This window comes from Aerosticca soli (assembly GCF_003967035.1).
Classification (GTDB): domain Bacteria; phylum Pseudomonadota; class Gammaproteobacteria; order Xanthomonadales; family Rhodanobacteraceae; genus Aerosticca; species Aerosticca soli.
Genome location: NZ_AP018560.1, coordinates 1,832,209 through 1,857,634 on the forward strand (window position 1 = coordinate 1,832,209; position 25,426 = coordinate 1,857,634).

The 25,426-nt window shown below is 69.1% G+C and carries 20 protein-coding genes; 7 read left to right on the top strand and 13 right to left on the bottom strand.

Going from position 1 to position 25,426, the window contains the following annotated elements:
- Positions 1-22: 22 nt before the first annotated feature.
- A complete protein-coding gene (locus tag ALSL_RS08545) occupies positions 23-637 on the bottom strand; it encodes an arylesterase (protein WP_126538291.1) in 615 nt (204 codons plus the stop codon).
- On the opposite strand from ALSL_RS08545, the gene ALSL_RS08550 reads away from it, so the two are divergent.
- The 4 genes from ALSL_RS08550 (at position 636) to ALSL_RS08565 (ending at position 5,557) form a co-directional block, all read left to right on the top strand.
- Positions 636-1,334: an ABC transporter ATP-binding protein gene (locus ALSL_RS08550; protein WP_126538293.1), complete on the top strand. Its 699-nt coding sequence runs from the start codon at positions 636-638 to the stop codon at positions 1,332-1,334. The genes ALSL_RS08545 and ALSL_RS08550 overlap by 2 nt on opposite strands.
- A complete protein-coding gene (locus ALSL_RS08555; RefSeq protein ID WP_126538295.1) occupies positions 1,331-3,811 on the top strand; it encodes an ABC transporter permease in 2,481 nt (826 codons plus the stop codon). The genes ALSL_RS08550 and ALSL_RS08555 overlap by 4 nt, the downstream gene beginning before the upstream one ends.
- A 7-nt stretch (positions 3,812-3,818) precedes the next feature.
- Positions 3,819-4,949: an SLC13 family permease gene (locus tag ALSL_RS08560; RefSeq protein WP_126538297.1), complete on the top strand. Its 1,131-nt coding sequence runs from the start codon at positions 3,819-3,821 to the stop codon at positions 4,947-4,949.
- Between the two features lie 83 nt (positions 4,950-5,032).
- Positions 5,033-5,557: a hypothetical protein gene (locus tag ALSL_RS08565; RefSeq protein ID WP_126538299.1), complete on the top strand. Its 525-nt coding sequence runs from the start codon at positions 5,033-5,035 to the stop codon at positions 5,555-5,557.
- Between the two features lie 55 nt (positions 5,558-5,612).
- Here the strand turns inward: ALSL_RS08565 and mazG are convergent, their stop codons facing one another.
- Positions 5,613-6,404, bottom strand: a complete 792-nt coding sequence (gene mazG, locus ALSL_RS08570) for a nucleoside triphosphate pyrophosphohydrolase (protein WP_126538301.1) — start codon at positions 6,402-6,404, stop codon at positions 5,613-5,615.
- Positions 6,405-6,548: 144 nt separating this feature from the next.
- Here mazG and ALSL_RS08575 point away from each other — a divergent pair, with 144 nt between their 5' ends.
- Positions 6,549-8,261 (top strand): proline--tRNA ligase, encoded by a 1,713-nt coding sequence (locus ALSL_RS08575; RefSeq protein ID WP_126538303.1) that lies wholly within the window; start codon positions 6,549-6,551, stop codon positions 8,259-8,261.
- A gap of 169 nt (positions 8,262-8,430) precedes the next feature.
- Positions 8,431-8,754 (top strand): H-NS histone family protein, encoded by a 324-nt coding sequence (locus ALSL_RS08580; protein ID WP_126538305.1) that lies wholly within the window; start codon positions 8,431-8,433, stop codon positions 8,752-8,754.
- Positions 8,755-8,823: 69 nt separating this feature from the next.
- Here ALSL_RS08580 and ALSL_RS08585 read toward each other — a convergent pair whose 3' ends face one another.
- From ALSL_RS08585 to ALSL_RS08600, 4 genes are all read right to left on the bottom strand, one after another.
- Entirely contained in the window at positions 8,824-10,092 is a 1,269-nt protein-coding gene (locus ALSL_RS08585) for a threonine/serine exporter family protein (RefSeq protein WP_126538307.1), read from the bottom strand.
- Complete coding sequence (locus tag ALSL_RS08590; RefSeq protein ID WP_126538309.1) at positions 10,077-10,541, bottom strand: NfeD family protein; 465 nt, start codon at positions 10,539-10,541, stop codon at positions 10,077-10,079. The genes ALSL_RS08585 and ALSL_RS08590 overlap by 16 nt, the downstream gene beginning before the upstream one ends.
- 49 nt (positions 10,542-10,590) lie before the next feature.
- Positions 10,591-11,556, bottom strand: coding sequence for an SPFH domain-containing protein (locus tag ALSL_RS08595; RefSeq protein ID WP_126538312.1), 966 nt, complete (start codon positions 11,554-11,556; stop codon positions 10,591-10,593).
- 186 nt (positions 11,557-11,742) lie between these two features.
- Positions 11,743-13,368 (bottom strand): alpha-glucosidase family protein, encoded by a 1,626-nt coding sequence (locus ALSL_RS08600; protein WP_126538314.1) that lies wholly within the window; start codon positions 13,366-13,368, stop codon positions 11,743-11,745.
- A 327-nt stretch (positions 13,369-13,695) separates the two neighbouring features.
- Between ALSL_RS08600 and ALSL_RS08605 the strand changes: the two genes are divergently transcribed.
- Complete coding sequence (locus ALSL_RS08605) at positions 13,696-16,605, top strand: TonB-dependent receptor (RefSeq protein ID WP_126538316.1); 2,910 nt, start codon at positions 13,696-13,698, stop codon at positions 16,603-16,605.
- A gap of 71 nt (positions 16,606-16,676) precedes the next feature.
- Here the strand turns inward: ALSL_RS08605 and ALSL_RS08610 are convergent, their stop codons facing one another.
- From ALSL_RS08610 to xerD, 7 genes are all read right to left on the bottom strand, one after another.
- Positions 16,677-17,594: a DMT family transporter gene (locus ALSL_RS08610; protein ID WP_126538318.1), complete on the bottom strand. Its 918-nt coding sequence runs from the start codon at positions 17,592-17,594 to the stop codon at positions 16,677-16,679.
- On the bottom strand, positions 17,566-17,766 hold the full coding sequence (locus ALSL_RS08615) for a hypothetical protein (RefSeq protein WP_126538320.1): 201 nt from the start codon (positions 17,764-17,766) through the stop codon (positions 17,566-17,568). The genes ALSL_RS08610 and ALSL_RS08615 overlap by 29 nt, the downstream gene beginning before the upstream one ends.
- 203 nt (positions 17,767-17,969) lie before the next feature.
- Positions 17,970-18,848: a glycosyltransferase family 2 protein gene (locus tag ALSL_RS08620; protein WP_126538322.1), complete on the bottom strand. Its 879-nt coding sequence runs from the start codon at positions 18,846-18,848 to the stop codon at positions 17,970-17,972.
- On the bottom strand, positions 18,845-19,600 hold the full coding sequence (locus ALSL_RS08625) for a hypothetical protein (RefSeq protein ID WP_231700196.1): 756 nt from the start codon (positions 19,598-19,600) through the stop codon (positions 18,845-18,847). The genes ALSL_RS08620 and ALSL_RS08625 overlap by 4 nt, the downstream gene beginning before the upstream one ends.
- Before the next feature lie 21 nt (positions 19,601-19,621).
- Positions 19,622-23,482: a phosphoribosylformylglycinamidine synthase gene (gene purL / locus ALSL_RS08630; protein WP_126538324.1), complete on the bottom strand. Its 3,861-nt coding sequence runs from the start codon at positions 23,480-23,482 to the stop codon at positions 19,622-19,624.
- A 64-nt stretch (positions 23,483-23,546) separates the two neighbouring features.
- On the bottom strand, positions 23,547-24,305 hold the full coding sequence (locus tag ALSL_RS08635; protein WP_126538327.1) for a DsbC family protein: 759 nt from the start codon (positions 24,303-24,305) through the stop codon (positions 23,547-23,549).
- 177 nt (positions 24,306-24,482) lie between these two features.
- A complete protein-coding gene (xerD, locus tag ALSL_RS08640) occupies positions 24,483-25,406 on the bottom strand; it encodes a site-specific tyrosine recombinase XerD (protein WP_126538329.1) in 924 nt (307 codons plus the stop codon).
- Between the last annotated feature and the right edge of the window lie 20 nt (positions 25,407-25,426).

The following is a 25,426-nucleotide window of genomic DNA, read 5'->3' on the forward strand; positions in this document are numbered from 1 at the left end:
GTGAAGGGCCCACGCAATCCGTTCAGCGCAGCAGCGGCACGAGCGCCGGCCACACGTTGGCCAGCACGCGCGGCTGGCCGGCGGCATTGGGATGCAGGCCATCGTCCTGCATCAGCGCCGGATCCTCGGCCACGCCCGCGAGCAGGAACGGCACCAGCGCGATGCGTTTGCGCTCGGCGAGCCGGGCATAGACCGCGCGCAAGCCGTCGCGGTATTGCGGACCGTAGTTCACCGGCAGCTCGATGCCGAGCAGCAATACCCTGGCGCCGGTTGCCTGCGCGGCGTCGATCATCGCCGCCAGGTTGTCCTCCAGCTGCGTCAGCGGCAGACCGCGCAGGCCATCGTTGGCACCGAGTTCCAGCACCACGACCCCGGGCCGGTAAGTGGCCAGCAGTGCCGGCAGACGGCCGCGACCGCTCAGCGAGGTCTCGCCGCTGATACTGGCATTGACGACCTGCCAGGGCGGCGCCATCTTGGCCAGACGCATCTCCAGCAGATGCACCCAGCCCTGCTCCACCGGCAGGTTGTGCGCGGCGGAAAGCGAGTCACCCAGCACCAGCACCGTCCGTGACGGCGCCGCCTGCACGGCACCGACGGCGATCCATGTACCCAACAGCCACGCAAGGAACCGGCGCATGAGCCAAACACCCCGAGTCGTCCTCGAAGCCCGCGATGTTAGCAAGCATGTACGCGGCCCCGAGGGCCGGCTGGACATCCTGCGCCACGTCGACCTCGCCGTGCGCGAAGGGGAGAGCTTTGCCATCGTCGGCGCCTCCGGCTCGGGCAAGACCACGCTGCTCGGACTCTTGGCCGGGCTGGATCTGCCGAGCAGCGGCTCGATCCGGCTCGACGGCCATGCCCTGGAAACGCTGGACGAGGAGGCGCGTGCCGACCTGCGGCGGCGACTGGTCGGCTTCGTGTTCCAGTCCTTCCACCTGCTGAGCGCGCTCGATGCCGAGGAAAACGTGATGCTGCCGCTGGAACTGGACGGCCGCGCCGATGCGCGCGAACGCGCCCGCGCGGCGCTCGCCGCGGTCGGTCTGGAAGCCCGGCGGCGGCATTACCCGGCGCAGCTCTCCGGCGGCGAGCAGCAGCGCGTGGCGATCGCGCGTGCCTTCGTGCATGGCCCGCGGCTGCTGTTCGCCGACGAGCCAACCGGTAACCTCGACCAGCGCACCGGCCACCACATCGCCGACCTCCTGTTCGCGCTCAACCGCGAACGTCACACCACGCTGGTGCTGGTGACCCACGACGCGCAGCTGGCCGCACGCTGCACGCGCCGCATCGAACTGGACGAAGGCCGCATCGTGGGCGTCGCGGAGCACGGCGCATGAGGCTGTGGCGACTGGCGTGGCGACAGCTGCGTCGCGAATGGCGACTGCCGGAACTGCGCATGCTGGCGCTGGCGCTGATGCTCGCGGTGCTGGCGCTCGGCGTGGTCGCCACGCTCACCGCGCGGGTGGAGCGCGGCGTGCTCGCCGGTGCGGCCGAGCTCATCGGCGGCGATGCCGGACTCGATGCGCCGCAGGACATCCCGCCCGCATTCGCCGAACAGGCCCGCGCGCTCGGCCTGGCGGTGAGTCGCGATGCGGGCTTTCCCAGCGTCGCCTTCGCCGGCGCGCGCAGCCAGTTGCTCGACGTGCGCGCCGCCGATGCCGCTTGGCCGTTGCGCGGCACGCTCACCGTGCGCGATGGCCGCGGCGAACATGCGGCGACAGCACCGCCGCCGGGTGCGGTCTATCTGGAACACCAGGCGCTCGTCGCGTTGAGCCTGCACGTCGGCGACACGGTGCAGGTCGGCGGCCGCGACTTGCGCATCCTCGCCGAACTCGTGCGCGAACCGGACGGCGGCGAGCTGGTCGCGCTGGCGCCGCGCGCCTTGATGAACCTCGACGACGCGCGCCGGCTCGGCCTGCTCGGCAGCGGCAGCCGCGCACATCATCGTCTGCTGGTGGCCGGCGCTCCCGGCGCGGTGCAGGCGTGGCTGCGTGGGCTCGCCACACAGCCGCTGCCGCAGGGCGCGCAACCGATCACGCCCGCACAGACGCAGGAGCGCATGCGCAGCGCCTTCGATCGCGCCGGCGCATTCATGCACCTGACCGCGCTGCTCGCCGCCCTGCTCGCCGGCATCGCCATCGCACTCGCCGCGCAGCGCTATGCCGCGCGCAAGACGGCGGAGGTGGCCCTGCTGCGCGCGCTCGGCACGCCGCGCCGCCGGGTACTCGGGCTGATCGTCGCTACACTGGCGTGGCTCGCATTGCCCGTCGCTGGCTCGAGCGCCGCACTGGCGCTGCTCTTCGCGCAGGCGGCATGGCAGGTCGCGGGGCGCTACTTCGCCGACGTGCCGACGACGCTGCCGATCGCCCCGGCGCTGGTCGCGGCAGCGCTCGGCCTGGCCGTGCTCGCCGCCTTCGCCTTGCCGCCTTTGCTGCGCCTCGCCGAGGTGCCGCCAATGGCCGTCTTCCGCGCCAGCATGGCGCGCCGCGTGCGTCGCTTCGATGCGCTTTATCTGTTGCCGCTCGCGGTGGCCCTGGCGCTGATCTGGAGCCAGAGCGGTTCGCTGCGACTCGCCGGCATCCTCGCCGCCGGACTCGGCGGCGCGGCGGCGCTGGCTGCGTTGCTGACGCTCGCCCTGCTGTGGCTGGCGCGGCGCGTGGCGCCGGGTGCGCACCCGGCGCTGCGGCTCGGCCTGGCGGCGCTGGCGCGACGGCGCCTGCTCGCCATCGTGCAGACCGGCGCGCTCACGCTCGGCCTGCTCGCGCTGCTGCTGCTGGCGGTGGTGGCGCCCGCGCTGCTGGAAGGCTGGCGCCGCGAGCTGCCCGCCGACACACCGAACTGGTTCGTGCTCAATCTGCAGGACGACCAGCGCGAGCGCTTCGCCGTCGACGTCGCCCGGCTCGGTGGCACGCACTTGAACAGTCTGCCGCTCGCGGTCGGCAAGCTCGTCGCCATCGACGGCACGCCGGTGGACCAGCGGCGCTTTGCCGATCCGCGCGCCAAGGACTGGGCCGACCGCCAGTTGCGGCTGTCCTGGACCGCCACCCTGCCGCCGTCCAACACCTTGGTGGAAGGGCGCTGGCACGGCGCATCGCCCACGCAGGCGGAAGTGTCGATCGACACGATGTGGCGCGACATCTTCGGCCTGCATCTCGGTGACACGCTGAGTTTCGAGGTCGGCGAAAGCCGGCTGGACGCACGCGTGACCAGCGTGCGCCAGGTCGACTGGACCTCGTTCCGGGTGAATTTCTTCCTGCTGCTCGACCCGGCCCACGCGGCCGCGCTGCCGCACACCTGGATCGCGAGCTTCTACCTGCCGCGCAACCGTGCGCCGGCGCTGGCCGCGCTGGCCCGCGACTACGGCAACCTCAGCCTGATCGACGTCGATGCGCTGCTCGATCGCGTACGCGAGATCGTCGACCGGGTCGGCGCCGCGGTGCGCGCGGTGCTCGCCTTCAGCCTGCTCGCCGGGGCGCTGGTGCTGGCCGCCGCGCTCACCGCGAGCGCGGCCGAACGCCGTCACGAAGCCGCGTTGCTGCGCACGCTCGGCGCCCGCCGCGGCCAGCTGCGCGCCGCCGCGGCCTGCGAGTTCGCCCTGCTCGGCGCGACCGCCGGGCTCACCGCCGTGCTCGGCGCCGCCGCGACCGGCTTCTGGCTCGGTCGCGCGGTGTTTCGCCTCGAGCATTTCATGCCGCCGCTCGCGCCGCTCTTTCTCGACGCATGCATCGCCATGCTGGCGGTGACCTTGCTCGGCCTGGCCGGCACCCGCCGCATCGTGCGCACACCGCCGATGCGGCTCCTGCGTGAGGGATGAGCCGCGCATGAAACCCGTCGAGCCACCCTCCCGCTGGCTGACCTGGCTGGCGCGCGAATGGATGCTCCTCGTGTTCGCGCTGCTCGCCGTGCTGCTGGCGTTGCTCGATCCGCAGCCGGCGGCGCATTACGCGTACTGGCTGCGCACGCCCACGCTGGCCGGGCTGCTCGGACTGATGCTGGCCATCCAGGGCATCCGCGACAGCGGCGCGGTGCAGCGCCTGGCCGTCGGCGTGGTCGCGCGCACGCATTCGCTGCGCGTGCTCGGCCTGACGCTTGTCACGGCCACCGCACTGGCGGCCACCGTGCTGACCAACGACGTCAGCCTGTTCCTGCTGGTGCCGCTGACGCTGGCGATCGGTGAGATGTCCAACCTGCCGGTCAAGCGCATGGTCGTGCTCGAGGCGCTGGCGGTGAACGCCGGCTCCAGTCTGAGCCCGATCGGCAATCCGCAGAACCTGCTCCTGTGGCAACACGGCGGCATGTCCTTCTTCGACTTCACGCTCGCCCTGCTGCCCGCCGCAGTGACGATGTTCGCGCTGGTCGCCGTGCTTGCCTGGTGCTGGCTGCCGCGCGGACGCGTGACCCTCGATGCGGGTGCCTTCGACGGCCATCGCGTGGCCTGGCGGTCAGCCGTGCTGTCGTTGCTCGCGCTCGCCGGCATGGTGCTGGCGATGGAACACGGGCATGCGCTCGCCGGCGCGCTCACTCTGCTGGTGCTGTATGCGCTGTTTTCCCGCCGCACGACGGCGCGGCTGGACTGGGCGCTACTGGTCACCTTCGCGGCGATCTTCCTTGGCCTGGGCCATCTCGCCGCGCTGCCGGCGGTGCAGCACCTGCTCGACGGGCTGGACCTGCGCCAGCCGTGGATCGTCTACGTCACCGGCATCGCCGCCTCGCAGTTGATCAGCAACGTGCCGGCCACCGTGCTGCTGATGGACCGCGTGCCCGACACCGTGCTGCTGGCCGTGGCGGTGAACGTCGGCGGCTTCGGCGTGGCGATCGGCTCGCTGGCCAACCTGATCGCGCTGCGCCTTGCCCGCCAGCCCGGCGGGCTTGGCCTGCTGCACCGGGCGTCGATCCCGTTCCTGCTGGTCTGCGCGCCGCTGGTGTATCTCATCGCGCGCTATCTGGCCTGAATCCACGCCCGGCGGACGCCTGCCCGTCAACCCTGTCCGCGCTGCGGCGTTTTCAGGGAGACCTTTCACCCGGAGATCCGAGCATGCGTCATGCCTTGCTGACGTCCGCCCTCACCGCCCTGCTGCTGGCCGGCACCGGCGCTTGCGCCTGGGCGCAGACATCCACGCCGTCGACCCCGCCGCCGGCCGCCGCCAAGCCCATGCCGCCCATGCCGCCGCGTGCCGGTGATGGCGAGCACGCGGGTCACGGCCTCCACCATCGCCGGGGCATGATGGAGGGGCACGATTTCGGCCCCGCCGCCGGCACCCTGGCCGACCTGCATGCGCTCGAGCGGCTTTACATCCAGGCCGGCCGCAGCCGCGATCTGCAGGCGCTCTACAACGAAGTGCTGTCCAAGTCGCAGGACCCCCACGTGCGCGAGTACGTCTATCACCATCTGGCGCGGCTGCAGGCGCAGCCCGCCAACGTGGATGCCGCGATCGCCACCTTGCGCAAGAGCCTGGAGGAAAACCTGGCCAACGAAGCCAAGCTGCGGGCCGAACGTGAGCAGATGCGCCAGACCTGGCTCGACCGTCGCGCAGGCAAGGCGAGCGAGGCCGCGCCCTGAGGGTTTTTTGCTCCCGCCCACCGATCGGGCTTGATCCAGGCCCGATCGGTTTTTTCTATGCGGGGTGGTCGGCCTGTTTGGCGGCGTTCCACAACGCCGCCAGCTCGGCCGGGGCAAGTTCACTGAGCGCGCGTCCGGCCTGCGTTTCCATGTGGCGGAATCGCCGCTCGAACTTGGCGTTGGCGCCGCGCAAGGCGCGCTCCATGTCCACGCCGGTCAGGCGGGCGAGATTGGCGACGACGAACAGGAGATCGCCGAGCTCTTCCTCGATCCGCGGTGCGCCGGCGTCGGTCTCGATGGCCTCGCGCAGCTCGTCCCCTTCCTCCTCGAGCTTGGCCCACAGCGGCTCCAGCGTTTTCCACTCGAAGCCGACCGCCGCGGCCTTTCGCTGCAGGGCCTGCGCCCGCCGCCAGGGCGAGAGTCCCGTGCCGATGCCGCCGAGCGCGCTCGCATCCTCGGGGATGCCGTGCAGGGCCCGCTCGGCGGCCTTGATCGCCGCCCAGGCCCGGGCCTGTTCGTCCGCGTCCGCATAGCGCACGCCGGCAAAGACGTGCGGGTGCCGGCGCAGGAGCTTGGCCGCGAGCCCGTCGACGACCTCGGCGAAATCGAACCAACCCGCCTCGCCGGCGAGCTGCGCATGGAACACGACCTGCAGCAGGAGATCGCCCAGCTCCTCGCGCAGCCCGGGCCAGTCCTGCCGCTCGATCGCATCGACCACCTCGTAAGCCTCCTCCACCGCATAGGGCGCCAGGCTCGCAAAGTCCTGACGCACATCCCACGGACAGCCGCGTTCGGGATCGCGCAGGCGCGCCATGATGGCGAGCAGGTCGTCGAGACTGTGGGGCATGGCAGGTCCTCAGCGGGCAGGCGATTCAACCCCGCGGTCGGGGCGGGATGATCGCGCGTTTTACCAGCACCGGCACCGTCCGACCGGCCGGGCTGGCTATACTCGAGCGCTTTTTGACGCCACCTTCGCAAGGGACGATCCGCCATGCGCCTTAGCCGATTCCATCTGGCCACCGTCAAGGAAGTGCCTGCCGACGCCGAGATCGCCAGCCACCGGCTGATGCTGCGCGCGGGCATGATCCGCAAGCTCGCCGCCGGCATCTATACGTGGTCGCCGCTGGGGCTTCGCGTCCTGCGCAAGGTCGAGGCGATCGTGCGCGAGGAAATGAACCGCGCCGGCGCGCTGGAAATGCTGATGCCCTCGATCCAGCCGCGCGAACTGTGGGAAGAAACCGGCCGCTGGCAAAAATTCGGCGGCCAGCTCCTCAAGATCAAGGACCGCAAGGAACAGGAGTTCTGCTTCGGGCCGACCCACGAGGAAGTCATTACCGATTTCGCCCGCCACGAAATCAAGAGCTACAAGCAGCTGCCGGTCAACTTCTATCAGATCCAGACCAAGTTCCGCGACGAGATCCGCCCGCGCTTCGGCATCATGCGCGCGCGCGAATTCCTGATGAAGGACGCCTATTCGTTCCATCTCACCGAAACGTCGCTGCAGGAAACCTATCGGGTCATGTACGAGACTTACGCGCGCATCTTCACCCGCCTGGGATTGGAATTTCGCGCCGTGCAGGCCGATACCGGCGCGATCGGCGGTCACGCCAGCCACGAATTCCAGGTATTGGCCGAGGCCGGTGAGGACGTGATCGCCTTCTCCGATGCCTCCGATTACGCGGCCAACCTGGAAATGGCCGAGGCCGCGCCGCCCGCAACGCCCCGTCCGGCACCCGCCGCCACCCTCGAGCGCGTGGCCACGCCGGCGCAGAAAACCATCGAGGACATCGCCGCCTTTCTCAAAGTGCCAGCCACGCGCTGCGTGAAAACCCTGCTGGTGCGCGGCCGTGACGGCCTGGTCGCGCTGTGTCTGCGCGGCGATCACGCGCTCAATGAAGTCAAGGCCGGGAAATTGCCCGAATTGGCCGGCGAAGTGACCTTGGCGAGCGAGGAGGAAATCCGCGCCGTGACCGGTGCCGGACCCGGCTTCATCGGCCCGGTGGGCCTGCCGGCGGAAATCCCCGTGATCGTCGATCGCGACGCCGCGGTGCTGGCCGACTTCGTCTGCGGCGGCAATGCCGACGGCACCCATTACGTCGGCGCCAATTGGGACCGCGACGCCACGATCAGGCGCATCGCAGACATCCGCAGCGTGGTCGAAGGCGATCGCGCGCCGGACGGCCGCGGCACCTTGCACCTGGCCCGCGGCATCGAGGTCGGCCATATCTTCCAGCTCGGCAGCCGCTATGCCGAGGCCATGGGCGCGAGCGTGCAGGACGAGACCGGGCAACAACGCACCCTGCTGATGGGCTGTTACGGCATCGGCGTGAGCCGCATCGTCGCCGCCGCGATCGAGCAACGCCACGACGAGGCCGGCATCGTCTGGCCCGAACCGATGGCGCCCTGGCAAGTGGCGGTGTGCCCGATCAACCCCAAGGGCCTGGGCGAAGTCAGCGCCGCCGCCGAGTCGCTCTATCAGGAACTTTGCGCGCGCGGCATCGAAACCGTGCTCGACGATCGCGGTCTTAGGCCCGGGGCGATGTTCGCCGATCTCGAATTGATCGGCATTCCGCACCGGGTGGTGGTGAGCGAACGCGGCCTTGCCGCCGGCACGCTCGAATATCGCCGGCGTGATGAAAGCCAATCGCAGGCATTGGACCGGGAAACGCTTTTGGCACGGCTGGCGGGAAATGTTCCCGGCTGAAAGGGCGGCACGGGTCCCTGGGCATTCCCAAGGCGGGTGATACGCTTGCCGGAATGTTTTGCAATTATTCCGGCAATCGGCGAGAATCCGCCGCGAACCAGGATGGCTGACATTATCCGACGCGGGACGTCGATTATCTTCCTGACCCATGCACCCCGGAGAATTTCCAATGGCGATCGACCTCAAGGCGCTCAATCACAACCAACTCAACGAACTCATCACCAAGGCCCAGGAGCGGCAACAGGAATTGCGCAAGGAAAAGGTCGTCACGCTGCGCGAGAAGATTCTCGAGATGATCAAGTCCGAGGGTTTTTCCTTCGAAGACATCTTCGGCAGCAAGGCCAAGGCCACCCGTCGCACCGGCGGCACGGTGGCGCCCAAATACCGCAATCCGGCCAATCCCGAGCAGACCTGGACCGGCCGCGGCAAGCGTCCGCGCTGGTTCACCGAGGCCTTGCAGTCGGGCAAGAAGGAAAAGGATCTGGAAATCTGATCCCGCTGCGCCCGCACATCGCCTGTTCTACATGAAAAACGCCGGCCTCGAGCCGGCGTTTTTTCATGGCTACAACGAGCGGCGCGGGGAAATCAGCAGGTCGCCGAACAGCAATCCGGCCACCAGCGAAACGCAAAGCACCACCAGCAGGATACCGGTGTCGACGCCCAAGGTGGTATCGCGCTCGAAAAGATAGGACACGCTGCGAAAGCCGACGCTGCCTGGCACCAGCAGGATGATGCCCGGCTCGCGGATCACCGCCCCCGGCCGCCGCGCCAGACGCGCATAGAGATTGGCCAGGCCGCCAAGCAACAGGCCGCCCAGGAAGACGCCGAACGGCGCACCGGGAATCGCGCCGGACAGGAGCCCGCCCCAGCGGGTGGCCGCATAACCCACGATCACCGCGCCCATCACCACCGGCCAGTCGCGCCAGGCGGCCCGGAACAACAGCGCGAAAGCCGCCGCGCCGAGCAGCAGGGCCGGATATTCGGTCCAGTCCGGCAGCGGCGGCAGGGCGTAGTCGCCGGCATCGATGCCGAGCGCCATGCACACCTGGCCCGCCGCCACCGCGCCGAAGGTGAGCTTGAGCAGGGTGGCGATCGAGCCGCCCATGCGCGCCACCCCGGACACCAGGTGCTGGCTGGAAATCTCGCGCACCGCGGTGGTCAGCGACATGCCCGGCAGCAGCACGATCAGGGCGGCCAACACCACCGACTTGACCGCGAGCGGCACCACGTAGGCGCCGATCAGGGTGGCGGCGAAGGTGGCGACCATCGCGCTGATCGCCTCGCTGGCGGCATTCAGCCGTGGCCGGCCGACCGCGGCAACACTGATCAGACCGATGACGAGGCCAATGCCGCCGGCAGCGAGGAGATCGACCCAGGCGCTGTGCAGCAGCAGGGCGACCACGCTCGCCGCGGACAGGCCGTAGCTCGCCACCACCGTGGCCTGCGCGCGCAGCGATTCGGGCCGGCCGAGCTCGCGCAACTGGCGAAAGCCCTGGCCAAGGTCCAGCGTACCGTTGATGACGCGATCGACGATCGCGTCGGCCTGACAAAGACGCGCCAGGTTGACGTCGCCGGGCGCCAGCCGCATCACCTGGGTGACCTTGGCCAGCGCCGGCTCGCCCGTCGCCGCCTCGGCGAAGGAGATGATGATCGCGGTTGGGCTGGACCATACCTCGGCGCCGAGTCCGAGCCGCGCAGCGCACGCGCCGATCGCGGTTTCCAGGCGCGGCGCCGAGGTGCCGTATTGATGCAGCCGGCGCGCGAGCTCGACCAGGAAGGCGATGCGGGTATCCAGCGGAGCCGCCGCCGCGGCGGTCAGGACGGCGTGCATGCGGCCACCGCGCGCACGCGCAGGACGATGCCGTCGTCGATGCCGATCACCTGCACCGGCGTGCCGGCCGGCAGATCCGGCCCGGTCACCGGCCAGACGCTGTCGCCGAGCTGCGCCCGACCCTGGCCGTTGACGATGTCCTCGACCAGCACGCAGCGCCGGCCGAGCAGCTGTTCGGCGCGCCGGTTGAGCCGCTCGTCATGGCCGCGCTGGCGCACCAGCCGTGGCCGCACCAGATAACCATAGAGTGCGCACGAAACCGCCGCGAAACCGGCGAAGGCCAGCGCCTGCAGCAGCAGCGACAGTCCCGGCACGAGCGCGGTGAGCAAACCGGTGGCCGCGCTGGCGATGCCGATCCAGAGCAAAAAATAGCCAGGCAGCAACATCTCTGCGAGCAGCAACAGCAGCGCGAGGATCCACCACAGATACGGCAGCACGAATGCACTCATCGAAGTCTCCGCAGGCCACGACGCCCGCCCCGCATGACGGCCATGCCGCTCAGCCGCCCATCGGCGGTGGTCCGCGCCGCGGCGCCGATGGCGCGGACGACGGGGATTCGGCCAGCGCGTCCTTGGCCAGCGCGGCGATGCCGGCCAGCGAGCCCAGCACGCCGGTGGTTTCCATCGGCAGCAACAGCAGCTTCTGATTGGGCGAGCGCGCCAGCTCCTTCAGCGCCTCGACATATTTGTTGGCGACGAAATAATTGAGCGCGTTGACGTTGCCGCCAGCGATCGCCTCGGAAACCAGGCGCGTCGCCTGCGCCTCGGCTTCGGCCAGCCGGATGCGCGCCTCGGCCTCGCGGAAGGCCGCCTCCTTGCGTCCCTCCGCGGCCAGGATCGCGCCCTGCTTCTCGCCATCGGCCTTCAAGATGGCGCTCTGCTTGAGTCCCTCGGCCTCCAGCACGTTGGCGCGTTTCTCGCGCTCGGCCTTCATCTGCCGCGCCATCGCATCGACCAGGTCGCGCGGCGGCTGGATGTCCTTGATCTCGATGCGGTTGACCTTGACGCCCCACGGATGGGTGGCCTCGTCGACCACGCGCAGCAGCTGGGCGTTGATGGTGTCGCGCTTGCTCAAGGATTCGTCCAGATCCATCGAGCCCAGCACGGTGCGGATATTGGTCATCACCAGCGCCAGCGTGGCCTGCTCCAAGTTGGCGACCTCATAAGCTGCCTTGGCCGCGTCCAGTACCTGGTAGAACACCACGCCGTCCACGCGCACCACGGCGTTGTCCTTGGTGATGACGTCCTGGCTCGGCACCGCCAGCACCTGTTCCATCATGTTGATCTTGCGCCCGACCGCCTGATAGACCGGGATCAGCAAATGCAGCCCCGGAGTGAGCGTGCGGGTGTAACGGCCGAAGGTCTCCACCGTCCATTCGTAGCCTTGCGGCACCACCCGCACCATCTTGGCCAAACCCACCACCACCAGGATCAGGATCACCAGCGCCAGCGCCATTTCTCCCATGGCCGTTCCCCCTGTCGGATGTCGAAGCGGCGAGTATAGGGCGAGTCGCTGGCCGCACCGGAACGGTCATTCGCCGACAACCGTCCCCGCGGTGGGAGATGGTCGCGCATCAGCCGCGACCTGCGATATCGATCGCAAGACGGCTGCCTACGGCACCGCCTGCGCCGGTAAGGGGACTGGCCGGATTCAACCGATGCGGGCGAACAGGCTGCCGGCACCGGGAAGCCGCAACCGGCGGCCTTGCAGCTCGCCCTGCAACAGGCCATGGCCGGTCAGCGGAACCAGCGTCGCGGCAACGGGCAGCTCGACGTCCACCGCATCGCCGGAGAGATTGAAGACGGCGAGGATCCGCTCGCCGGCATGTTCGCGTTCGAAGGCCAGTACCGGCTCGGGCACATCGAGAAACTGGATCGCGCCCTCGCGCAGCGCCGGTTGTGTGCGCCGCCAGCGCAGGAAGGCGCGAAAGCCATGCAAGGCGGATTGCGGGTCGGCTTCCTGCAGGTCCACCGCCAGCGCGCGGTGCTCGTCCGGCACCGGCAGCCAGGCGTGGGTGCCGCTGAAACCCGCATGCGTGGCGCGGCTGTCCCAGGGCATCGGCGTGCGGCAGCCGTCGCGGCCCTTGAAATTTGGCCAGAAGGCGATGCCATAGGGGTCGCGCAGCGATTCGAACGGCACCTCGGCCTCGGTCAGTCCGAGTTCCTCGCCCTGATACACGCACACCGAGCCGCGCATCGAACACACCAGCGCGGTGAGCTGATTGGCCAGCCGGGCCGACGGCCGCGCGCCGCCCCAGCGCGTGAGCACGCGGGCGACATCGTGGTTGGAGATCGCCCAGCATGGCCAGCCGTCGCTCATCTGCGCCTCCAGCCGCTCCACCGTGCCGCGGATGTGCGCCGCGCTGAAATCCTCGGTGAGGAGTTCGAAGCTGTAACCCATGTGCAGGCGCCTGCCCTGGGTGTATTCGGCCATCGTGGCGAGGGAATCCTCCGAGGAAATCTCGCCGAGCGCGACCACGTCCGGATAGCGGTCGAGCAAGGCGCGCAGCGCTTCCAGAAAACCCAGGTTTTCGGGCTGCGTGTTGTTGTACCAGTGGTACTGGAAGGCGTACGGGTTGTCCGCGCTGAAGCCGCGCCCAGTGCGCTCGTGTGGCGGCTTGGGCGGGTTGTCGCGCAGCTGCGCGTCATGGAAGCAGAAGTTGATCGCGTCCAGCCGCAGGCCGTCGACGCCGCGATCGAGCCAGAACTTGACGTTCTCCAGCATCGCCGCGCGTACCGCGGGCTGGTGGAAGTTGAGGTCGGGCTGCTGGGCGAGGAAGTTGTGCAGGTAGTACTGCCCGCGCCGCGGCTCCCACTGCCAGGCGCTACCGCCGAATAGCGACAGCCAGTTGTTGGGCGGCGTACCGTCGGCCTTGGGATCGGCCCAGACGTACCAGTCGGCCTTGGGGTTGTCGCGGCTCTGCCGGCTTTCGCGAAACCACGGATGTTCGACCGAGGTGTGGCTCAAGACCTGATCGATCATCACCTTGAGTCCGAGCCGGTGCGCCCTGGCCAGCAGACGGTCGAAGTCGGCCAGCGTGCCGAACAGCGGATCGACGTCGCGGTAATCGGCGATGTCGTAGCCGAAATCGGCCATGGGCGAAGTGAAGAACGGCGCGATCCAGATCGCCTCCACGCCCAGCGAGGCGACGTAATCGAGCCGCGCGCAGATGCCGGGCAGGTCGCCCACGCCATCCCCGTCGCTGTCCAGAAAACTGCGCGGATAGATCTGATAGATGACGCCGCCGCGCCACCAGGGAAGACCGCTCTTGGTCACGTATTTGGCTTCCTGGGCATCGTCGAGAGTGCTGTGAAGGCGCGCAGCTTAGCCGCCCTCGCCGGCGCCCCAGGGCCTTGTGCATACGTATTCATTCGCACTGCATCGCGGCAAAAGCCTGGCACGGATCAATTACCGCATCACATGGCACCGATGCGCGGCCACCTAAAGACGACATGTTGCATGGCAATGAAGCCGGGCCGGTCCCTGGCATGAATACGTATGCAGCCGCATCCGGCGTCCGGGGTTTGCTGACTATGATCCGCCGCCACAAGCTCGCACGGCCCCGTGCCGTCTGCCGGCGATCCAAATCAGCGAGGGGAACCCATGAACACGTTCGAACGCAACGTCCTGGCCTTTGCCGTGGCGGCCTGTCTCGGCCTGGTGGGGCCGGGCACCGCCATCGCCGCAACGGCCACGGCCCAGCAGACCACGCCCGCCGACGCACGCCAGGACACCTCGTCCGAGGCCAAGCAGGACAAGACCGATACCGAGCAGTCGCGGCAGGCCAAGCGCGAAGAAAAGAAAATGGCCGCCGTCGAAGTCAACGGCTTCGTCAGCAGCATCGAGAACTCGACCGCGCTCAAGCGCAATGCCGACAACATCGTCGAGGCGGTGTCGGCCGAGCAGATCGGCAAGCTGCCTGGCGTGTCGATCGCCGACACCCTGGGCCGCCTGCCCGGCCTCGCGGTGCAGACCCTGAACGGCCGTCCGCAGGTGGTCAGCATCCACGGCCTCGGACCGGATTTCTCCACCGCGCTGGTCAACGGCAGCCAGCAGGTCAGCACCTCCAACAACCGCGACGTGCAGTTCGATCAGTATCCGTCGAGCTGGTTCGACAACGTGGTGGTGCACTTGAGCCCCGAGGCCAACCTGATCGGCCAGGGCCTGGCCGGCACGGTGGACATGCGCACCATCCGGCCGCTGGAAAAGGACAAGCCGGAGAGCGCGATCAATGCGCACTACATCTGGGACAGCCAGTCGCAGATCGCTCCGGGTTCGGGCGTGGGCGACAAGGGCTATGAGCTCAACGGCATATGGGTGAACCAGTTCCTGGACCACACCTTCGGCGTCACCGTGGGCATCGACTTCCAGTCCAACCCGTCGCAGATCAAGCATCAGGCGCCGTGGGGCTATCCCACCGATGCCAACGGCAACCTGGTGGTGGGCGGCTCGAAGAATTACGGCATCTCCGACCAGATGAACCGCAACGGTTTCCTGACCACCTTCCAGTGGCAGCCGAACGACCGCTTCACCAGCACGCTCGATCTCACCTACGACAAGTTCATCGAGAAGCAGCAGGCCAAGGGCATCGAATTCCCGCTGTTCTGGGGCACCAACGTGGGCCTGACCGAAGGCAACGTCAGCAACGGCTTCGTGCAGTCGGGCGTGTACGACAACGTCAAGGCGGTGGTGCGCAACGACTACAACAAGACCAACGCACGGGTCTACAACCTGCACTGGGACAACGCCCTGCGCATCAATGAGGATTGGTCGGCCAACCTCACCGGCGCCTATTCGCGCGCGCAGCGCCACGACTTCCTGCTGGAAAGCTATGCCGGCACCGGCTACAACGTCGGCCACGGCGCCACCGACAGCATCGCGTTCTACGAGCGCGACAACGGCATGCTGTATCTGGACCCGACGCTGGACTATGGCCCGGGGCAACTGGTCCTGACCGACCCGATGGGCTGGGGTTCGGGCGCCACGCCCAAGGTCGTGCAGGCCGGCTTCATCAATGCCCCGCGCACGGACGACTACCTCGCCACGCTGGCGCTGTCGGCCAAGCGCGATTTCACCTCGGGGCCGTTCTCGTCGGTGGAAATGGGCGTGGCCCGGCAGACCCGCAACAAGACCTACACCATCGACCAGACCTTCCTCACGCTGCCCAACGGTGCCGAGACCGCGCCGATCACCGGTTCGAGCTGCGATCCCCTGTCGTGGATGGGCATCGGCTCCCAGCTTTGCTACAACCCGCTCGCGCTGATCGCCGACGGCACCTACAGCGAGTTCCCGACCGCGCTGTCCTCGATCGCGGTGCCGCCCGACTGGAAGGTGCGCGAGCGCGACTTCACCTCCTACCTGCAGTTCAACATCGACACCAGCCTGGGCAACGTCGGCCTGCGCGGCAACGTCGGCATCCAGGTCGCGCATACCGCGCAGAATTCGCAGGGCGCCCGCGTGGAAGCCAGCGCCGGCGGCACCAACGGCAGCAATGCGACGCTGGTGCCGGTCTCGGGCGGCACCAAGTTCACCCGCTATCTGCCCAGCGGCAACCTGATCTTCAGCTTCACCGAGGCGGACGACCTGCGCGTCAGCGCCGCCCGCGTGATGGCCCGGCCGCGCATGGACCAGATGAGTGCGAGCCTGGGCGTCTCCGGCAATCCCACCTACCTGCCCAACACCGATCCCAACCAGTCCTATTTCAGCGCTTCCGGTGGCAACGCCAAGCTGAAGCCGACCATGGCCGACAGCTATAACGTGAGCTACGAGCACTACTTCTCCGGCGACACCTCCGGCTACCAGTGCACCTCGACCGAGTCGAAGGCCTCGGAGCTGTGCCGCAGCGGCGGCGCCGGCGGCTACGTGGCGGTGTCGGGCTACTTCCTTCAGCTCAAGGATTACATCAATCCGAACGCCGCCTACCTGTACGACTTCAGCGCATTCGTCGATTCGTATCTGACGCCCGAGCAGCAGAAGCAGCTCGGCACGCCGCTCGGCATCGTCTCCGGGCCCACCAACGACGGCCACGGCTACGTCAAGGGCGCGCAGCTCACCCTGAATCTGCCGATGAGCCTGCTCACGCCGGCGCTGGATGGTTTCGGCGTGATCCTGACCGGCAATCGCATCAAGAGCTCCTTGGTGTATGCCGGCAATTCGACGCCGATCTCGGTACCCGGCCTGTCCAAATGGACGGCCAACGGCACCATCTACTACCAGCACAACGGCTTCGAGGCGCGCATCAGCAACAGCTATCGCTCCGACTTCCTGGGCGAGGTGTCCGGCATCAGCGCCACCCGTATCGAGCAGACCCTCAAGGGCGGCAGCACCTACGATGCGCAGGTGAGCTACAGCTTCGAACATGGCCCATTGAGCGGCCTCACCCTGATCGCCCAGGGGTCCAACCTTTCCAACCACCGTTTCATCACCTACCAGAACGGCGACCCACGCCAAGTGCAGATGTGGGAGCGCTACGGGCGCCGCTACGACGTCGGCATCTCGTACAAGTTCCAGTGAGACCCACCACGGCCCCGACTTCGGGGCCGTCCTTTTTCTGGCGACCGGCCAATGCGGCCGATCGCGCAGGCTCACACCTCGTGATGCCACAGCTCCGGCGGCGGCGCCTCGCGACGCGGGCCGAGCTCGGCCAGATACATCGCCGCCAGCACCAGCGCGCCGCCAGCGAGCATGCGCCAGCCGAGCGGTTCGTAACCCAGCGCCACCGCGAAAACCGCGGCGAACACCGGTTCGGTGGTCATCACGATCGCCGCGCGCGTGGCCGGCAGGTGCGCCTGCGCCCAGGTCTGCACCAGCATGGCGCCGGCACCGGCGACGAGCGCCATGTACAGCACGGCGAACCATGCGCCCCGATCCGGCGGCAGCTGCGGCCCGTGCGGCGCGGTGGCGAGCAGGCACACCGCGGCGATCGCCACCATCTGCACCGCCGCCATGCCGATCGCCTGCTCGGGCCGCGACCATTGGCCCAGCGCGACGATGTGCAGCGCATACAGCGCGGCCGCGGCCAAGGTGAGCCACACCCCGACGTCCACGGCGAAACCCCTGAGCGACAACAACGCCAGGCCCGCCGTGGCCAGCAGCACCGCCAGCCATACCACCCCGCGCAGGCGCTGACCGAACAGCAGCGTGCCGAGCAGCGGCGTGAACACCACATACATGCCGGTGGCAAAACCGCTGACGCTCGGCGCAATCAGTTTGAGGCCCCAGGTCTGCAGCAGCTGCGCGACGCCATAGAGCAGCCCGAGCAGCAGCGCGCGTCCGAGCTCGATGCGCGACATGCGGGCCACCGGCCGCGCGAACAGCGCCAGCATCGCCAGTGCGGCGACGGTAAAACGCACGGCAAGGAAATCCGCCACCGCCATGCGCCCGACCACGTCCTTGATCAGCACGAAGGTCGAGCCCCACACCGCGGTCATCGCAAGGAGACCGAGCGTGGCCAGCACACTCAATGAGCGCCTTTTATCCACGACGCCCGCCGAAACGGCCATTCCTCAATGCTCCACATGGGTGAATGACGAAACGTGATGCCGCGTTTTCGCGCCATCCGGCTGGCCTGCTGAGGGCTTCGCCCTGGCTCGCAGCCTCGATGACCTGATCGAAGAACAGCTGATCGGCCTCGATGCCGGTTTCGAACGCCTCTTCGCTGGTGTGTTTGGGCATGGCAGCCTCTCAGCAGATGAGCTGGATATCCGGTTCACCGCGCCGGCCAGACCCATTCGACGCCCAGGTCGTCGCGCAAGTCGTGCCAGAACATTCCGCGCCGCGGCGAATTTTCTGGAAGTTGGACGTCATGGCCGTTTTATACACGTACGTTTCCATTGAAGGTGGCGCCCCGGGCGCCTTCCACCCAAGCGTTTGGATGGCTATCTCCCGCCTTGTTTTGTCCTCCGATAGGCGAGGCGCGGCGCGCGCAGCAGAAAGTGCGCCCATAGCGCGAGCCACACCGGGGCGGCCACCCAGGGCCGGCGCATGGCCGGGTCGAACTTGCGCAGCCAGCGCCACAGGCCGCGATGCTTGTGCCGGTCCACGAATACCGGCCGATGCCGGCTGGAGCCGCCCTTGCCATGCGGCACGCGCACGTCGCCGGCGAGCAGCACGCGCCAGCCGGCTTCGCGCACGCGGCGGCAGAGGTCCAGATCCTCGAAATGCAGGAAATAGCCTTCGTCGAAGCCGCCGAGCCGCGCGAACAGCGATCGCGGCAGCAGCATCAATGCGCCGGAGACGGCCTCGGCCTCGATGAGCGCATGGGGAATCTCGCCATCGATGTTGACGCCCTCGCCGCGACCGCGCAGCGTGGCCAGCACGCGCGCGAGCACGGGATCGCGCCGGCGCGAGGCCGGGTCGGGACGGCCGTCGGCATCGAGCACCACCGCGCCGACCAGCCCGGCACGCGGCTCGTGTTCGGCCACGGCGATGAGCCGGCGCAGCGCGGCCTCGTCCACTAGGCAGTCGGGATTGAGCACCAGCAGATAACGCCCGCGCGCCGTCGCCGCCGCGCGGTTGACCGCCGGACCGAAGCCCAGGTTGGCGTGGTTGAACAGCACGCGCAGACGCGGATCGCCGGCATGCTCGCGGGCGATAGCCTGCGGTATGCCGTCGCGCGAGCCGTTGTCGATCAGGATGAGTTCCAGCGGCAGCGTGCAGGCCAGGATGGCCTCGACACAGGCGTGCGTCGAGGCGCCGCTGTCGGCGGTGACCACGATCACGCTCAACGTCGGTACGTTCCCGTCGGCCGCGCTCATCGCGGCGCCTGCGGGGGCTTCGTGCCGTCGTGTTCGCCCAGGGCGTCACGGAGCGCGAATGGCGGTGAGTCCTCGCCGCGGGTCAGCCAGGGCTCGCCGGCATGCCAGCCGAGCAGTTGCCAGTCGCGCAGACGATGCTGGCGGCCGTGCTCGCGGTCGTACAGCAGCACCCCGCGCGGCACCAACGCGACACAGAACCAGCGGCCGTCGGGCGAAAAACAGCCACGCTCGCCACCGGCCAGGCGCGTGCCGTCGGCAAGGCGAAACGCCTGGCCGTGGCGTTCGACGACACCGCCGCGCGGGTCGGCAAAGGAGCTCTCCTCGTGCCACTGCGGCGGCACGAGTTCGACGATGCGCGCCGGCGGACCGACCGGCCGTCGGGCCAGTTCCGCCCAGGTTGGCGCGGGCGCAGCGTCGGTGCGCGGCCGCGCGCGCACGAGTGCGTGTTCGAGCAATGCAAGCAGGCCATAGCCGGTCAGCATCACGAGCAGCGCCACGCCCCAGGCCAGCGCATCGCCGCCGAGCGCGCGCTGCAGGGCGAACGCCATGCCGGGCACGCCCCAGCGCAAGGCCAACCGCAGACGCGTGGTCACTGGCAGAGCCCGATCGTCGGCAATCACCAGCGCCACTGCCAGGACGACCAGCAGGACGACTCCACTCCACCACGGCAGCAACGCCAGCACCATCGCCAAGGCGACGGCCAGCACCCGTTGGCGCCAGTCCAGTGCCTCGGGCCGACCCGCTTCAGCCATGACCGCGTCGATGGCGCGCGCTCAGCCGCACCATACGCGCGCATTGCGGAACATGCGCATCCATGGCGAATCCTCGCCCCATGAGGCCGGACGCCAGCTCAGCTGCACGCTGCGGAACACCCGTTCGGGATGCGGCATGAGGATGGTCACCCGGCCGTCCGCGGCGGTGAAGCCGGCCAGGCCGCCGGGCGAACCGTTCGGATTGAGCGGATAGCTCTCGGTCGGCCGGCCGCGGTTGTCGACGTAGCGCACCACGACCCCGGCCCGCGCCGGGCTGCAGTCGTCCGGGAAGCTCACCCGGCCCTCGCCGTGGGCGACTGCGACCGGGATCCGCGAGCCGGCCATGCCCTTGAAGAACAGGCTGGGCGAATCGAGCACTTCCAGCGTGGCCACGCGCGCCTCGTACTGTTCGGAGGCGTTGCGCAGGAACTTCGGCCAATGCTCGGCACCGGGAATCAGCGTCTTGAGCTGGGCGAGCATCTGGCAGCCGTTGCACACGCCGAGCGCGAACTTGGCCGGATCGGCGAAGAAGGCCTCGAAGGCCAGCCGCAGCCGTTCGTCGTAGAGGATGGAGACCGCCCAGCCGCGCCCCGCACCGAGCACGTCGCCGAAGGAAAACCCGCCGCAGGCGGCCAGGCCGCGGAAGTCGGCGAGCGTATGCCGACCGGCGGCGAGATCGCTCATGTGCACGTCCACCGCCTCGAAACCGGCGCGGGTGAACGCCGCCGCCATCTCGGCGTGACCGTTGACGCCCTGCTCGCGCAGGATCGCCACCCGCGGCCGCGCGCCGGTGGCGATGAACGGCGCGGCGATGTCCTCGGCCGGATCGAAGCCAAGCCTGGGGCTTAAGCCCGGGTCGGCATCGTCCAGCCGCCAGTGGAGTTCCGCGTCCGCACTGGCGGGGTTGTCGCGCAGGCGCTGCATGGCATGGCTGGTCTCGTGCCAGGCGCGGTAGAGTTCGCTCCAGTTCCACTTGGCGAGCGATTCGCCGCCGAGCAGCAGCTTGATGCCGAGCTTCTCCCGCGGCCGGCCGATCACCTGGCTCATGCCGGCCAGATCGTGCCGGGTCAGCAGGGCCTCGAAGGCCGGACGGGCGGCGCAGGGCACCTGCAGCACGGCGCCGAGTTCTTCGTTGAAGAGTGCGCGCAGCGTGCTCTCGCCCCAGCCGTCCAGATGGATCTCGAGCCCGCAATGGCCCGCGAAGGCCATTTCCAGCAGGGTCACCACCAGCCCGCCGTCGGCGCGGTCGTGGTAGGCCAGCAGCAGACCGGCGCGGCTGGCTTCCTGCACCAGCGCGAAGAACCGCCGCAACCGGCCGGGGTCGTCCAGATCCGGCGGCACGCCGCCGCCGCGGTTGAACACCTGGGTGAGCGCGGAGCCGGCCAGCCGGTCACGACCGGCGCCGAGGTCGATCAGCCACAGCTCGCTCTCCCCACGGTCCAGCCTGAGTTGCGGCGTCAGCGTGCGGCGCACGTCGGTGAGCCGGGCGAAGGCGCTGACCACCAGCGACACCGGCGCGACGGTGCGCTGGGTGGTCTCGCCCTCGGTCCACACGGTCTGCATGGACAGCGAATCCTTGCCGACCGGAATGGAGATGCCGAGCGCGGGGCAGAGCTCCAGGCCGACCGCCTTGACGGCGTCGAACAGCGCGGCGTCCTCGCCTGAGTGGTTGACCGCCGCCATCCAGTTGGCCGACAGGCGGACCTCGCCCAGCGCGTCGACCGGCGCCGCGGCGAGGTTGGTCAGCGCCTCGCCGACCGCCAGCCGCGCCGCCGCGGCACTGTTGAGCAGCGCCACCGGGGCACGCTCGGCGATCGCCATCGCCTCGCCGGCGTAGCCGTCGAAATCGGCCAGGGTCACCGCGCAGTCGGCCACCGGAACCTGCCAGGGACCGACCATCGGGTCGCGATGGCACAAGCCGCCGACGGTGCGATCGCCGATGGTGATGAGGAAACTCTTGCTGCCCACCGTCGGCAGCCGCAGCACGCGCAGCACCGCCTCGTCCAGGGCGATGCCGGCCAGGTCCGGCACCACGTCCACGCGCGGCTTCACGCGCCGCGTCTGGCGGTGCATGCGCGGCGGCTTGCCGAACAGCACGTCCATCGGCAGGTCGATGACGACGAGATCGCGGCGCGGATCGACCACGCGCAGCACGCGCTCGGCGGTGGCATGGCCGACCACCGCATACGGACAGCGTTCGCGCCGGCAGAACGCCTCGAACAGCGGCAGGTCGTCCGGGGCGATGCCGAGCACATAGCGTTCCTGCGACTCGTTGCTCCACACCTGCATCGGCGACAGCGACGGGTCGGCGCAAGGAATCTTCGAAAGGTCGATCACCCCGCCCATGCCGGCATCGTTGAGCAGCTCGGGGATGGCGTTGGACAGCCCGCCCGCGCCGACGTCGTGGATGCTGACGATGGGATTGCCGCCGCCCAGCGCCCAGCAGGCGTCGATCACCTGCTGGCAGCGCCGTTCCATCTCGGCGTTGTCGCGCTGCACCGAGGCGAAGTCGAGCTCCGCGCTGGAATCGCCGGCGGCCATCGACGAGGCCGCGCCGCCGCCCAAGCCGATCAGCATCGCCGGCCCGCCGACGACCACCACCGCGTGGCCGGGCTTGAGCTCGTGCTTCATCACGTGTTCGCGGCGGATGTCGGCCAGTCCGCCGGCGAGCATGATCGGCTTGTCGTAGCCGCGCCGCACGCCGGCCTCGCCGGTCTCGTGCTCGTAGCTGCGGAAATAGCCGCCCAGGCACGGCCGGCCGAACTCGTTGTTGTAGGCGGCGGCACCGAGCGGTCCGTCGCGCATGATCTGGAACGCACTGGCCATGTGCGGTGGCAGCGGCCGGGCAGTCTCCCACGGCTGCGGATGGCCGGGAATGCGCAGGTCGGACACCGAAAAACCGGTCAGCCCGGCCTTGGGCTTGGCGCCGCGGCCGGTCGCGCCCTCGTCGCGGATCTCCCCGCCCGCGCCGGTGGCGGCACCGGGCCAGGGCGCGATCGCGGTCGGGTGGTTGTGGGTCTCGACCTTGATCGCGTAATCGATGGTTTCCGGATGCGCGCGCCAGACGCCGTCGGCATCGGCGAAGAAGCGCCGCCCGACCACGCCCTCGATCACCGCCGCGTTGTCGCGGTAGGCTGACAACGTGTGTTCCGGCGCGCATGCGTGGGTGTGCCGGATCATGCCGAACAAGGTCTGCGCCTGCGCCTCGTCGTCGATCGTCCAGGTGGCGTTGAACACCTTGTGCCGGCAATGCTCGGAGTTGGCCTGGGCGAACATGAAGAGCTCGGCGTCGGTCGGATCGCGGCCGAGCTCCGCATAACGCGCGATGAGGTAGTCGATCTCGTCGTCCGCCAGCGCGAGACCCAGCGCGCGATTGGCACGCTCGAGCGCGCCGCGGGCGTCGCTGCCGAGCTCGATGCGCCGCAGCGGGCCCGGCCTGCCGGCCTGGAACAGGCTCTGCGCCTGCGCCAGCGCGGTCAGCACCGATTGCGTCATCGCATCGTGGAGGATCGCCAGCACCCGCGGATAGGCCGGCGTCTCCGGCGCAGGCAGGTTGGCGATGCGATAGGCTATGCCGCGCTCCACCCGGTGCACATCGAAACCGACCCGCTGCAGGATGTCGGTGGCCTTGCTCGACCACGGCGAGAGCGTGCCCAGCCGCGGCACCACCCACAGCGAGGCCTCGGCGGCCGCGCCGTCCCGCGCCTCCAGCACGGCGAGCAGGCGCTCGCGCAGCGCGCCTTCCGGCGGCGTCGGCGCGTCGAGGAAATACACGTACCAGGCCGCCTGCACCCGGACGCCGCGCTGCACGGCCTCGAGCTCGGCGTTGAGGCGGTCCAGGCGAAACGAGGAAAGGGCGCTCTGCCCGTCGAGGACGATCATGCGGGGGCTGGCTGGTCGGCGGGGAAAGGCGCCATTTTAACCGATGCTTGCCGCCGCGCCGGGCTCAGCCGCCCTGACCGCTTTCCTTGAGCGCCTGCAACAGCGCATCGGGTGGCAGGAAGCCGCCGAGCATGCGCCCGTCCGGACCGATCACCGCCGGTGTGCCGTCCACGCCCAGCCGCTCGCCGAGCTCGTACTGTGCTTTGACCGGGTTGTCGCAATGCGCCGGCTTGGAGGGATGACCCTGCGTGGCCGCGGTGAAGGCCGCCTTGCGGTCGGCCGCACACCACACCGCGACCATTTCGGCATAGGTCGGCGTCTCGCGGCCGGCGGTGGTGGTGATGCCTTCGCGCGGCCAGGCCAGATAATTCACCGCGATGCCACGGCGGTTGTATTCGTCGATGTGCGCGTGGAAGACCCGGCAGTATTCACAGTTCACGTCGGTGAACACGGTGACGGTGTACCGGGGATGCTCGGGCGCGAAGAGGATGCCCTGCCCGGCCGGCAGTTTGGCGAGCTCCGCCTTGCGGAACGTCGCCCAGGCGTCCTCGCTCACGTTGCGCCGCGCGGTGAGGTCGATCAGGTTGCCGTTCATCATGTACTTGCCGTCGCTGCTCACGTAGAGCAGATGGCCGGCGGCGATTACCTGGTAGAAGCCGGCCAGCGGCGCGGGGGCGATCACGTCGATGTGCACGTCCGGCCCCAGCGAAGCCACCGCCTTGCGTACCGCCGCCGTGGCCTCGCCATCGGTGCCCGCCGCCGCGGCCATGCCCGACAACGCCCATCCGCCGGCGATCAGGGCCGGCCATAGTCTCTTCAGCATTTCATATCCTGCGTCGGCCGCCGCGGAACGGGACCGCGGCGTCGGATCGATTCTCGCACAGGCGCGGCGGCGCTTTCGAAGCCCGCCAGCTTCAGGCAGCGCACCCGGGTGCCCGGGCGCGGCGCGTCTTTTCCCGCAAGACGCCGCTTTCAGCACAGGCATTTGCCACGCCCTGCCTCAACCGCGCGGATGGTGCCTGGCATGCAGCCGTTTCAAGCCTTCCCTGGCCACCAGGGTATAGATCTGCGTGGTGCTCAGCGAGCTGTGCCCGAGCAGGAGCTGCAACGCGCGCAGGTCGGCCCCGTGGTTGAGCAGATGCGTGGCGAAGGAATGCCGAAGCACGTGCGGGGACAGCCGCGCAGGCGCGATGCCGGCGACCAGCGCATAGCGCTTGACCAGGGTCCAGAACATCTGCCGGCTCATGCCCTCGCCGCGCCGGCTCAGGAACAGCGCGGCCGGCTGACGCCCGCCGGCCAGCACCGGCCGGGCGCGATCGAGATAGGCGCCCAGCCATTCCAGCGCGACCTCGCCGACCGGCACCAGCCGGTCCTTGCCGCCCTTGCCGGTGATCCGCAGCACGCCCTGGCGCATGTTGCAGGCCGCCAGCGGCAGTTCGACCAGCTCGGATACGCGCAGGCCGCAGGCGTACATCAGCTCCAGCATCGCGCGATCGCGCAGGCCCAGCGGGGTGGCCGTGTCCGGCGCGGCGAGCAGCCGCTCGACCTCTCTCTCGGCCAGCGCCTTGGGCAGCGTACGCGGCAACCGCGGCCGCTCGATCAGCCGGGTGGGGTCCGCCTGTCCCGGCTGGCGGCGGGTACGCCACCCGTAATAGCGGCGGAACGCCGACTGCCGCCGCGCCAGCGTGCGTATCGCGCCGCCGCATGCGGCGTGAAAGGCCGAGAGCTGCTCGCGTTCGGCATCGCGCAGGCTGCCGCCGCGCGCGGCGAGCCAGCGTGCCAGGAGCTCAAGATCGCGCCGGTAGGCCTCCAGCGTGGCGGAGGACAGGCCGTCCTCGGCCCATACCGCATCGAGGAAGGCGTCGATGCTGTCCGCGTCGGCCTGGGCGATACTGTCGGCATGAGGTCTGTCTTTTTTCCGCATGCCGGCGATGCTGGCGACAA